We start from the raw sequence: 12044 nt of genomic DNA, 5'->3' as shown, positions 1-12044 counted from the left end.
AATTAAAAAGCCCGCTATTAAAGCGGGCTTAGTGATAACTTTTTTATAAACAAACTGTTTAACTAGAAGTACACGTTAGCCCACCAAGAACTTGTCCAAGTGCGCCACCAATTAAGCTCTGAACTTGCTTCTACTGAAGAAAGTTCTAAAACTTTATCTTTATGGTTTTGGTTAAATTCTTGTAACATGGTGAACCTATCAAATGTGATACTTCGTATTTGTGTACTAGTTAACTAGTTTTCTGCTTGCGGGTCAAGTGTGTTGACACAAATATAACGATAAAAATTGAAAACAATGAAAAAGAATATATGAGAATTGATCTACATAGTCATACAACAGCCTCAGATGGCCGACTTACTCCACCTGAGCTAATTGACCGAGCGCTTGGCTTTAACATCGAAGCGCTAGCGATTACAGATCATGACACGACTGATGGGCTTGCTGAAGCACGCAACTATATTGCTGATAACAACCTCCCTATTCAGCTGATCAACGGCATTGAGATTTCGACTGTTTGGCAAAACAAAGATATCCATATTGTTGGGTTAAACGTTGATCCTGAGTCACCAGAGCTTAAAGCGCTCATTGAGCAACAGAAGCAACACCGTATTGGACGTGCAGAGATGATTGCTCAACGTCTTGAGAAAGCGACTCGTGAAGGGTTGCTAGAAGAAGTTAAATTGATTGCGGGTGACGCACCTATTACTCGTGCTCACTTTGCTAAGTGGTTAGTCGATAACGGCTACGCAAAAACCATGCAGCAGGTGTTTAAAAAGTTTCTTACTCGCAATAATCCAGGTTATGTGCCGCCTACGTGGTGTTCAATGAGTGATGCTGTCACGGCTATCCATGCTGCTGGTGGACAAGCCGTACTCGCTCACCCTGGGCGATATGGTCTTACAGCCAAGTGGGTTAAGCGCCTGCTAGCGGCATTTGTTGAAGCGAAAGGGGATGCGATGGAAGTTGCTCAACCTCAGCAAGCGCAACAAGAAAGACGCACACTCGCGGATTATGCTATACAATACAAACTATTAGCCTCCCAAGGCAGTGATTTCCATTACCCATCTCCGTGGATGGAACTTGGACGCAATCTCTGGCTACCTTCTGGGGTCGAAGAAGTATGGAAAGATTGGGAGTTTCAAACGGTTTCACCATCTGAATAGTCTTTAGGTGAGCCAGCTCCTTCTGATGATAGAGTCGAGAGATTCGATAACGAGGATCAACAATGAGCCAGTTTTTTTATGTACACCCAGATAACCCACAAGCACGCTTAATTACTCAAGCGGTTGCGATTATTCGCAATGGCGGCGTTGTGGTTTATCCAACAGATTCCGGTTATGCGCTGGGCTGTCAGCTTGAAAACAAACAAGCACTTGAACGTATCTGTAAAATTCGTCGCATCGATGACAAGCATAACTTCACCTTGTTATGTCGTGATCTTTCTGAATTATCACTGTATGCACGCGTCGATAACGTGGCTTTCCGTCTACTGAAAGCACATACACCAGGTGCTTACACGTTTATCTTTAAAGCAACCAAAGAAGTACCAAAGCGTTTGATGAACGCCAAGCGTAAAACGATTGGTATTCGTGTCCCAGACAACAAGATTGCACTCGACCTGTTGGAAGCGATGGGCGAACCACTGATGTCGACGTCTCTGATTCTTCCGGGTAACGAGACTACTGAGTCGGATCCAGAAGAAATTCGTGACAGCCTAGAGCATGCGGTTGATGTCATTTTGAATGGCGGTTACTTAGGTGAGCAACCGACGACGGTTATTGACTTCAGTGACGATGATGCCGTGGTTCTACGTCGTGGTGCGGGCGATCCTGCGCCGTTTGAATAATCGCTTTACTGATTAACAGTCTGTAACGATACAGCAAACCTGCCACAGTAAATAACAAGTGCTTTTTGGCAGGTTATTTGCGATAATACGCGACCGCGATTTGGTCGCGAAAAATTCATTCGACGTCTGTGAAGACGACAATTAGGTAGAAAAGAGTAAATGAGCGAAAAATTACAGAAGGTTTTAGCGCGAGCTGGTCACGGTTCTCGTCGTGAACTAGAAGGTTTAATCAAATCTGGTCGTGTAAGTGTTAACGGTCAAGTTGCGAAACTGGGCGAGCGTCTTGAAGACGAGAACTCAGTGATCCGTATCGATGGCCATACTGTTTCAGGCAAGGCTTCTGAAGAAGTGGTTTGTCGTGTACTTGCTTACTACAAACCTGAAGGTGAGCTTTGTACTCGTCACGATCCTGAAGGCCGCCGTACTGTTTTTGATCGTCTACCTAAGATCCGTGGTTCTCGTTGGATTTCAGTTGGTCGTCTTGATGCAAACACATCAGGCCTTTTGCTTTTCACTACTGATGGTGAGCTTGCAAACCGTCTAATGCACCCAAGCCGTCAGGTTGAGCGTGAGTACCTAGTACGTGTATTCGGTGAAGTGACTGAGCAGAAAGTTAAAAACGTTACTCGTGGCGTACAACTAGAAGACGGCATGGCTCGTTTTGAAGATGTGGTTTACGCTGGTGGTGAAGGTATGAACCATACTTTCTACGTAGCGATTAACGAAGGTCGTAACCGTGAGGTTCGTCGTCTTTGGGAATCACAAGAAACAACAGTAAGCCGCCTGAAACGTGTACGTTACGGTGATATCTACCTTGATAAGAAACTGCCTCGTGGCGGTTGGAAAGAGCTAGATCTTCAAGAAGTTAACTACTTGCGTGAGCTTGTTGAACTTAAGCCAGAGAAAGAGACACTGTTGGATCTTGATCCTTCAAACACTTCTCGTAAGCGTGAGCGTTCTCGTAGCCAAAAAATTCGTCGTGCTGTTAAGCGTCACGAAGAGCGTGCAAACGCACCAAAAGGCCGTAGCAACCAAACTAAGCGTAAGAAGCCTGCAACTCGCGGTACTACAACACCTGATTCAGGTCGTAGCGCTCCAGCTGCAAACAAAGGCAAACCTCAGGCTAACAAAAGTAAGCCTAAACTGAACAACGGTCGTCCGGCTAAACCAGCTAAGCCAAGAACACGTCAGTAATTACTTAAGTAGTTGCTATAGTTCTTACGCGTAAAGCTTCATTAGCTAAAAGCACTGAATACTAAAAAACCTGCTCATTGAGCAGGTTTTTTTACGTCTAGAAGAAATAAAAGATGCGAGATACGAGTAACCGAGTATCGAAAACATACTGCCACAATCGGCAGTAAGCATGCTCTTCGTATCTCTTATCTCGTTTACGCGCATCTATAAATCTTTTTGCATCTCGTATTTCGTTCTATTTACTTATGATTCGAGAAGTTATCGCCTTTCGCCAATCGGTCGTAAAGCACAACATTCACTGATGCCGCTAGGTTCATGCAGCCGTTGGTCGGAACGTAAATCGTCTCACGACAGAAATCTGTGATCTCTTTCTTTAGCGTGCCATCTTCTGGGCCAAAAATGTAAAACGCGCGTGGTGGGTGCTTGTAATCAGGTAGAGGCTTAGCACCTTCAATCAGATCAACAGCAACCGGCACGCAGCCTACTGGAATAATATCTTTCAGCTCTTCAACACCAATCAAAGGCAAGGCTAAGTGCTTTTCTTTGGTGTCGGTATGGAATTTTCGCGCATGGTCGTAGCGTGTGCCAGTGTAAAACACAGAGTTGGCGCCGTAGCAGCCAGCAGCTCGCATTACAGAGCCTACGTTTTCAGGCGTCTTTGGGTTAACTAGGCCAATGCAGGCATAGCCTTTTGATTGTGTGTCTGTTTTTGCTTTGGTCATAATCAGTGAATCTAAAGTTGATGATGAAAGTGAGTAATCATGATGAGAAATGGCGTGATAAAAATAGCCGAGCAATCGGCTCGGCTAACTTTTAACTCGCTTACATGAATACTTGTTTACTCATGCTGATGAGCGTCAACAGCGGTATTAGTCACGTTTCCACAGCATGTGACAGAACTTATGTTCTGGGTCACGGCTGATTAGCATGCGAGCAAATACGTCGTCTAGAACGTCATCAGCTTCATTCACAAGACCAATGCGCACTTCAGCGTAGATTTCTTTGTCGACTTCAAAGCCAACATGTTCAACCCAATCATCGCCAGTTTCAACAAGCTCTGCTGCGCCACGATCTTCAAACTGAGCCGTGAAAAGAATCACGTCTGCAGGTTCTAGGTTGTCAGGTGCCATCTCTAGGAAGATGTCGTATGCAGTATCAATTGCGTCGTCATAAGACATTAGGTCGTTAGCTTCGGTCATAATAAGTATCTTAGCTTGCGCGGTTCATGTATTTACGTTCAGCAGTGTTTACTACTACTTTGTCGCCAGTCGCGATGTATTCAGGTACTTGAATAGTAAGACCTGTAGAAAGACGAGCAGGCTTAGTACGAGCAGACGCTGATGCACCTTTGATTGAAGGATCAGTCTCTTCGATAACTAGCTCAACAGATGTTGGTAGCTCAAGCGTTGCAGCGTTGCCATCGATAAGGATCGCGTACATACCTTGAGTTTCTTCGTTGATGAACAGTAGTTCGTCTTCGATGGTTTCACCGTTGAAGATGAATTGAGTGTAATCTTCGTTGTCCATGAAGATGTACTCGTTGCCATCAACGTAAGAGAACATTACTGCACGCTTAGTTACGTCGATAGTTTCAACGATTTCGTCAGCCTTGTGGCGAACTTCAGTTTTAACGCCAGTTGCTACATCGTTACCACGGAAGCGGTAAATTTTTTGGCCGCCACGGCCGCCTGGTGTTGTTACTTCGATATCTTTAACGATCACTGTTTTGCTTTCTACTGTGATAGCAAAACCTTTTTTAATTTCACTTGCTCTAGGCATTTTGTGTTTGTCCTTATTGGGTCTATTCGCTGATTATATCTCGGAGATGCTATAAATAGGAATAGCTTGAATCATAAAGTCACCTAAGCGATCATAGAGTCACAGTTAAATCATGATTTTATTTGCCGAAACGACCTATGCAGCTACCTGTTATTGACCCAACACAGCCTTTTCAACCTGAATTCCAACCTGTAGTTAACGATCTGATTACCTTCTTAAAAGGTGGGTTAGGTTCTAATTTACACAGTGTCTATATTTATGGCAGTGTCGCTCGCAAGCAAGCCGTCGTCGGTCGCTCCAATCTAGATGTGGTTGTGGTGACACACCGCCCGTTTCCTAAACAACGAACCACGCTGTTAAACACCATTAAATGGCGCTTCCAAAAAAGCTTCCCGCAGGTCACTCAAGTGGCAATTAAAACCACCTTAGTGAGCGAGATAGTCGACTTCGACAACATCTTCACATGGGGCTTTATGCTCAAGCATTTGGCCGTGTGTGTGCATGGTGAAGATTTATCGGATTGCTATGGTGATTTTGAAACGAGTTGGGAAATTGCTAAGCACTGGAATATGGATGCTGAAAACTGGTTAGCGGTGTATCGCAACAAGATCGCACGAGCAACGACGCCAGAACAACAAGTGGCCGCGCAAGTAATCATTGCCAAGAAGCTGCTAAGAGCGAGCTACTCTTTGGTGATGTACCGCGATAAGTATTGGTTTGATGATCCTGTCGAATGTGGTCAACAGTTCTTGAAGTATCACCCTGATAGGGAAGTTGAAATTCAACGACTGGGCATCTTACTTTCTGGAAGAGCGATTCCGAAACGTTCGGTTATCGGTATTCTTGATGGCTTTGGTGAGTGGTTGATTAAGCAGTATCAGAAAACCGAATTCAGAATTGGATAGAGGTTTATAACTGGTTAATTGATACTAAAAAGCAGATCGTGCTGAAGAGCATGTCTCTGCTTTTTTCGTTTAAAGGGCATATTAAAATAGTGCTAGAACAACCCCAACTGCTGCCCACTGACTCTTTCAAAATCTAAACCGATGAAGGGCAGGATTGCCTCTGCGACCGGTTTAATCTGCTTGTCGATATAGTGCTGATAATCGATACCACTCTTTAAATACTCTTTGGGCTCAGGGCCACTCAGAGTAATCAAATACTCGATACGTCCTTTGTTTTGGTATTGAAGAGGGCGTCCTAACTGAGCATTGATCTCGTCGGCCATTCGAGCTGCGCGAACCTGCGGTGGAATGTTCTTTTGGTATTCGTGTAATTTGCGGCGTAAGCGCTTTTGATACACCAATAAATCATCATGCTTGCCAGCAGAGGTTTCATCAACAAACTGTCTGACATAGTCGGTCGGATCTTGGTCGTGAAACACCATCTCATACAAGGTTTGTTGAAATTGCTGGGCGAGTGGTGTCCAATCGGTGCGTGCACTCTCAAGCCCTTTAAAGATAATCTTTTCTTTGTCGCCTTGAGTGATTAATCCGGCATAACGTTTCTTCGAGCCGGTTTCTGAACCTCTAATCGTTGGCATTAGAAACTTGCGATAGTGAGTCTCGTATTCCAGTTCGAGTATTGAGGTTAGGTTGTGGGTCTCTTTTAAGTGATTCGTCCACCAATCGTTGATGTAAGCGACCAGTTCATTCCCTATCTCGTCTGCTTTTTGCTGATCATAACTGCCGTTCAGAGACACGAAGGTTGAATCGGTATCGCCGTAAATCACTTGATAGCCTTTGTCCTCGATAAGCACTTTGGTTTGCTTCATGATTTCATGCCCACGCATGGTGATCGATGAGGCTAGGCGAGTATCAAAGAAGCGACAACCAGATGAACCTAACACACCATAAAACGAGTTCATGATGATCTTAATCGCCTGAGAGAACGCTTTCTCGTTGTTCTTCTTCGCCACATCACGTGCAGCCCAAAGGTTTTCGATCATCTCGGGCAAGAAGTGTTTAGAACGGTGGAATTGACCACCTCGAAAGCCATCAACGGCTTGGTCTTCTGCTGGGCCTAGTTCAAGCTTCAACCCTTCAATAAGTCCCATAGGGTCAATCAGAAACGAGCGAATGATCGATGGATACAGGCTCTTAAAATCGAGTACCAAAACCGAGTCGTACAGATTGGGAATTGAATCCATCACATAACCACCGGGGCTCGCAATCCAATTCTCTGGCTCTAAGTTCGGTGCGACATAACCCGCTCTGTGGATTTGAGGCAGATATAAGTTAGTAAAGGCAGCAACAGAGCCACCAACGCGGTCCAACTCAACACCGGTTAATCTAGAGCGCTCAATCGCGAAGTCGAGTAGGTGAGTGTGCTCGAAGATGCGGTTTACCAGTACGCAGTCTTGAAGGTTGTACTTGGCGAGTGAAGGTTTATCGAACTTAAACATTCGGTTTATCTCATCCATACGGTCGTGAACGTTATGGATGTCTTTGCCTTCACTAAGCAGTTCTTGTGATATCGACTCAAGCGACCAAGAACGGAAGTGGTAGGTCGCTGTCTTGAGCATATCGATACCATCCAAGACAACGCGCCCCGGAATCGTGATAAAACCTTGTTGATTTTGAGCAGAACTGCGGAAAAAGCTTGGTTGATTGTCTCTGCCGATGTTGAGCTTCACTTCGTTCCATTCTGAACGTTTGTGCAGCAGCCTAAAATCGAAGTCGATAACGTTCCAACCAATGATGATGTCAGGGTCAAATTCAGAGAACCAAGCTATCATGGCTTCAAGTAGCGCTTTCTCGTTGGCAACCCATTGGATATTGGTTTCAGCTTGTTGTGCTTCGCCGACCATGATTACTCGGCTGTCCATCGGGCTGTCTAGGCCAATTGAATAAAGCACGCCTTTTTCTGAACACTCAATATCAAGCGAGACCACAGATAGATTGGGTAAGTAATCACCTGCTCGGCATTTCGCATTTGAGACTCGACGATGCTGATTTTTTTGCGTTGCAGATCCAGTGAACTCAATACTTCCCTTGATAAAGCGTTCCATCAAGAATCGATCGGCGAGTCGAATGTCGCTTTCAAAGGTTTGGATTTCTTCGTTGTGAAAGGCTTGCGCTAAACCAAAGCTACTTCTCGACAGTGAGGTGTAACACGCGGCGAGAGGTGTTTGCTCGAATGTGGCTAATTCTAGAGGCTTAAATTGGCAATCGATCGACTCTTTCGTTGCGATTGCCTGACATGCTTCAACGTCAGATTGAGCAACAAAAAATACAGGTTTTTCATTTTGAATCGTCAGCAGAGTAGGGCCTTGAGGGGTGCTTAACCACAAGTCGATTTGTGTGCGCCCTGAAAAATCTCTTGCTTGTCTTGTGAGTACAAAGCCTTGCTGAATATCCAATGTAGTAACCTATTGAAATGGGGAATCGAATACTACCATCTAGCGGACCTCAGCGCACAATAGGCAGTAAAAATACTAACTAAATTCTAGTTAGTAGAGGCGAATAACGGGACTCTATAAGCAAATAAGTGAAATTGTCGCGAATGGTTATTCAATGGTATTGAAAATATCTTTATCTTATGTAATTTTATTGGGTGTTGTTTTAACTGGTTGATTTTTAGAAAAAGCTTGTTGTTTTAGTTAGCTTATTTGTTAATAAGTACTTGCTAAAGTTCGTGTTTCAGCACATATTCAACAGAGCTTTTTTTTAGTAATTAAGTTAAGATGTACTCAATGCTGCGATCCACTGTTTCTTTGTTCAATTGTTTCAAACAGATGAAACGACACAGTGGTTGCAGAGCCAATTAATAGTGTGGAGATACAAGTTTGATAAATGTTTTCCTTGTAGATGATCACGAGCTGGTTCGCACAGGGATACGACGTATTATTGAAGACGTCCGTGGAATGAACGTAGCAGGGGAAGCTGAAAGCGGTGAAGATGCTGCAAAATGGTGTCGTACTAACAATACTGACGTTATTTTGATGGATATGAATATGCCTGGTATTGGTGGTTTAGAAGCAACCAAGAAGATCTTGCGTTTCAACCCTGATGTTAAAATCATCGTTTTAACTGTTCATACGGAAAATCCGTTTCCAACTAAAGTGATGCAAGCTGGAGCTGCTGGTTACCTTACTAAAGGGGCAGGTCCGGATGAAATGGTAAATGCAATTCGAGTGGTTAATAGTGGCCAACGATACATTTCACCAGAAATTGCGCAGCAGATGGCTTTGAGCCAATTCTCGCCCGCGTCTGAAAATCCATTCGCAGACTTATCTGAACGTGAACTTCAAATCATGATGATGATTACCAAAGGTCAGAAAGTGACGGATATTTCAGAACAACTCAATCTAAGTCCTAAAACAGTCAACAGTTACCGCTACCGCTTGTTCAGTAAGCTGGATATCAGTGGCGATGTAGAGCTGACGCATTTAGCGATTAGACATGGAATGTTAGACACTGAGACCCTTTAACACTGAGATCGTATAGTGACCAACTTGTTTGACTCAGTCTCATTCCTCAAGACAGTAACAGAGCAGCCCGGCGTTTATCGAATGTATAACGCCGAGGCTGTCGTTATTTACGTCGGTAAAGCTAAGAACCTCAAAAAACGCCTTTCCAGTTATTTCCGTAAAAAAGTCGACAGTGAAAAAACACGCGCTCTAGTCAGTAATATTGACAAGATCGATGTCACTGTAACGCACACGGAAACAGAAGCGCTCATTCTTGAGCACAACTACATCAAGCAGTACTTGCCTAAATACAACGTACTTTTGCGTGATGATAAGTCGTACCCTTATATTTTTATTAGCGGTCACAAGCATCCTCGTTTGTCGATGCACCGTGGTGCTAAGAAGAAAAAGGGCGAATACTTTGGTCCTTACCCTGATTCCGGCGCTGTGCGTGAGACGCTACACCTAATCCAAAAGATTTTCCCTGCCCGCCAGTGTGAAGATACCGTTTATGCCAACAGAACGCGCCCGTGTTTGATGTATCAGATTGGTCGTTGTGCCGCGCCTTGTGTCAGCTCAATTATCTCTGATGAAGAGTACAGTGAACTTATCGATTACGTTCGTCTATTCCTGCAAGGGAAAGACAAATTAGTCCTTGAGACGCTTATCGACAAAATGGACACAGCAAGCCGTGAGCTTCGCTTTGAGCAAGCTGCTGCTTTCCGTGACCAAATCCAAGCGATTCGACGCGTGCAAGAACAACAATACGTATCTGACGATTCAATGGAAGATATGGATGTGTTGGGATTTGCTCAAGAGAATGGCGTAGCGTGTATTCATATCTTGATGATTCGCCAAGGCAAGGTTTTAGGCAGTAGAAGCCACTTCCCTAAAATTCCAAACAATACAGTGCGAGAAGAGGTCTTTTCGAGCTTTTTAAGCCAATATTATCTTGCACATAATGAAGCGAGAACGATTCCAACTCGTTTGATTCTCAATGCCGATTTGATGGAAGATGTCACACCGATTCAAGAAGCCTTGTGTGAAGTGGCGGGTCGTAAGATCCACTTCAATACCAACCCTTCAGGTACCCGAGGTCGTTACCTTAAATTGTCGAATACCAATGCATTGACGGCTATTACTACCAAGATTAATCACAAGATGACAATTAATCAGCGCTTCAAAGAGCTTCAAGAAGTGTTGTCGATGGATGCTATCAAGCGCATGGAATGTTTCGATATCAGTCATACCATGGGTGAAAGCACGATTGCGTCGTGTGTGGTATTCAATCAAGAAGGTCCGGTGAAACCGGAGTACCGTCGTTACAACATCACCGGCATTACAGGTGGTGATGATTATGCAGCGATGGCTCAGGCGCTTGAGAGACGTTATTCGAAGCAACTTGATGTCGACAAGATCCCAGACATCATCTTTATCGATGGTGGTAAAGGTCAGTTAAACCGTGCTCATGAGATCATTTCTAAATATTGGGGAGATTGGCCGTTTAGACCAAGAATGATGGGTATTGCGAAAGGGGTAACGCGTAAACCGGGTTTAGAGACCTTAGTAACCCTTGAAGGTGAAGAATTTAACTTACCTAGCGATGCGCCAGCACTGCACCTTATCCAACACATTCGTGATGAAAGCCATAATCATGCGATTGCAGGGCACAGGGCGAAACGTGGTAAAACGCGCAGAACCAGTGCTTTGGAAGGAATTGAAGGGGTAGGGCCCAAACGTCGTCAAGCTTTGCTGAAATATATGGGTGGCTTACAAGAACTTAAGCGTGCAACTGTCGAAGAAATAGCCAAAGTGCCGGGCATTAGTCATTCTTTGGCAGAAAACATTTATCAAGCATTGAAACAATAGTAAAAATCCCGCACCATTAAAGCGCAATTAATAAGAGCCCAATAATATGCGTTTGAATATACCTAACATTTTGTCCTTACTGAGACTATTTTTGATCCCAGTATTCGTTGTCGTTTTCTATCTACCTTATCAATGGGCTCCTTTCGCTGCTGCGATGGTGTTTTGGGTAGCAGGTTTCACTGATTGGCTAGATGGCATGCTAGCTCGTAAGTTAGGGCAAACGTCTCGCTTTGGTGCCTTCATTGACCCTGTGGCTGACAAAGTGTTGGTCGCTACGGCTCTTATCCTGATTACTGAGCATTACCACTCGATTTGGATAACTATCCCAGCCGTGACTATGATTGCTCGTGAGATCATCATTTCAGCGCTTCGTGAATGGATGGCTGAAATCGGTAAACGTGCAAGTGTTGCGGTATCTTGGGTTGGTAAAGTAAAAACGGTTTCTCAGATGTTCGCCCTTTGGGTACTTATCTGGCGCTATGACGATTGGATGGTATGGGTCGGATACATTGCGCTCTATGTCGCAACCGTACTTACTTACTGGTCAATGGCACAATACTTGATGGCCGCCAAAGACGATTTGTTAGACGAAAAACATCATTGATGAAGAAGCGAGCTGAGGCTCGCTTTTTTGATCTTTAACCTAAGGTTAAGTTATCAATAGTGGATATATAATGTGATATAGATCTCCTTTGAATAACCCGCTCACCGTGTGTTTTGAACATAAAGTCAGCTATTTGGCCTGTTTCGTATGAAATCTATTCAAACGAATTAAAAATACAAAAATAATATTGACTCAATCGTCTGAATCCGTAGAATGCATCCCGTACCCAAGAGGATGGCAATGAGCGATTCGATTGGAGTTACTAAGGCGCCTTGGCAGAGTGGCTATGCAGCGGATTGCAAATCCGTGGACCTCGGTTCGACTCCGGGAGGCGCCTCCAT

At 44.3% G+C, this 12044-nt stretch carries 12 protein-coding genes, 1 tRNA gene and 1 other annotated feature; of the genes, 8 read left to right on the top strand and 5 right to left on the bottom strand.

Features of this window, described 5'->3' with window-relative positions:
- Position 1 precedes the first annotated feature (1 nt).
- Positions 2-116, bottom strand: a sequence feature (Trp leader region).
- Positions 63-188 carry a trp operon leader peptide gene (locus MSG36_RS16835; protein ID WP_009848753.1) on the bottom strand — a complete coding sequence of 42 codons (126 nt, stop codon included), beginning with the start codon at positions 186-188 and terminating at the stop codon, positions 63-65. (Overlaps the previous feature by 54 nt.)
- Positions 189-308: 120 nt before the next feature.
- Here MSG36_RS16835 and MSG36_RS16830 point away from each other — a divergent pair, with 120 nt between their 5' ends.
- From MSG36_RS16830 to rluB, 3 genes are all read left to right on the top strand, one after another.
- Entirely contained in the window at positions 309-1163 is an 855-nt protein-coding gene (locus MSG36_RS16830; RefSeq protein WP_248368903.1) for a PHP domain-containing protein, read from the top strand.
- A gap of 62 nt (positions 1164-1225) precedes the next feature.
- Complete coding sequence (locus MSG36_RS16825) at positions 1226-1846, top strand: L-threonylcarbamoyladenylate synthase (protein ID WP_009848751.1); 621 nt, start codon at positions 1226-1228, stop codon at positions 1844-1846.
- 159 nt (positions 1847-2005) lie between these two features.
- The gene (gene rluB / locus MSG36_RS16820) at positions 2006-3040 is read left to right on the top strand and encodes a 23S rRNA pseudouridine(2605) synthase RluB (protein ID WP_017055112.1); all 1035 of its coding nucleotides are present in this window, start codon (positions 2006-2008) and stop codon (positions 3038-3040) included.
- A 239-nt stretch (positions 3041-3279) separates the two neighbouring features.
- Here rluB and MSG36_RS16815 read toward each other — a convergent pair whose 3' ends face one another.
- The 3 genes from MSG36_RS16815 to yeiP form a co-directional block, all read right to left on the bottom strand.
- Complete coding sequence (locus tag MSG36_RS16815) at positions 3280-3762, bottom strand: RNA methyltransferase (RefSeq protein WP_017061495.1); 483 nt, start codon at positions 3760-3762, stop codon at positions 3280-3282.
- A 147-nt stretch (positions 3763-3909) separates the two neighbouring features.
- Positions 3910-4239, bottom strand: coding sequence for an HI1450 family dsDNA-mimic protein (locus tag MSG36_RS16810; RefSeq protein WP_004741258.1), 330 nt, complete (start codon positions 4237-4239; stop codon positions 3910-3912).
- Between the two features lie 10 nt (positions 4240-4249).
- The gene (yeiP, locus tag MSG36_RS16805) at positions 4250-4819 is read right to left on the bottom strand and encodes an elongation factor P-like protein YeiP (RefSeq protein WP_017055115.1); all 570 of its coding nucleotides are present in this window, start codon (positions 4817-4819) and stop codon (positions 4250-4252) included.
- A 137-nt stretch (positions 4820-4956) separates the two neighbouring features.
- Between yeiP and MSG36_RS16800 the strand changes: the two genes are divergently transcribed.
- Entirely contained in the window at positions 4957-5724 is a 768-nt protein-coding gene (locus MSG36_RS16800) for a nucleotidyltransferase domain-containing protein (protein WP_248368901.1), read from the top strand.
- Between the two features lie 92 nt (positions 5725-5816).
- On the opposite strand, the gene MSG36_RS16795 is transcribed toward MSG36_RS16800, so the two are convergent.
- Positions 5817-8180, bottom strand: coding sequence for a DNA polymerase II (locus tag MSG36_RS16795; protein ID WP_248368899.1), 2364 nt, complete (start codon positions 8178-8180; stop codon positions 5817-5819).
- A gap of 426 nt (positions 8181-8606) precedes the next feature.
- Between MSG36_RS16795 and uvrY the strand changes: the two genes are divergently transcribed.
- The 4 genes from uvrY to MSG36_RS16775 all read left to right on the top strand — a co-directional run bounded on the left by uvrY (position 8607) and on the right by MSG36_RS16775 (position 12043).
- Positions 8607-9251 (top strand): UvrY/SirA/GacA family response regulator transcription factor, encoded by a 645-nt coding sequence (gene uvrY, locus MSG36_RS16790; protein WP_004729778.1) that lies wholly within the window; start codon positions 8607-8609, stop codon positions 9249-9251.
- Positions 9252-9266: 15 nt separating this feature from the next.
- Complete coding sequence (uvrC, locus tag MSG36_RS16785; protein ID WP_157367454.1) at positions 9267-11099, top strand: excinuclease ABC subunit UvrC; 1833 nt, start codon at positions 9267-9269, stop codon at positions 11097-11099.
- A gap of 46 nt (positions 11100-11145) precedes the next feature.
- Positions 11146-11703, top strand: a complete 558-nt coding sequence (gene pgsA / locus MSG36_RS16780; RefSeq protein ID WP_017061490.1) for a CDP-diacylglycerol--glycerol-3-phosphate 3-phosphatidyltransferase — start codon at positions 11146-11148, stop codon at positions 11701-11703.
- 266 nt (positions 11704-11969) lie between these two features.
- Positions 11970-12043: transfer RNA gene (locus MSG36_RS16775), tRNA-Cys, on the top strand.
- The last annotated feature ends 1 nt before the right edge of the window (position 12044 follow it).

Source organism: Vibrio sp. 1CM8B, assembly GCF_023161685.1.
In the GTDB taxonomy this organism is placed as follows: domain Bacteria; phylum Pseudomonadota; class Gammaproteobacteria; order Enterobacterales; family Vibrionaceae; genus Vibrio; species Vibrio coralliirubri.
The sequence above is the reverse complement of the archived record's forward strand: the minus strand, read 5'-3'. Positions and strand labels throughout refer to the sequence as shown.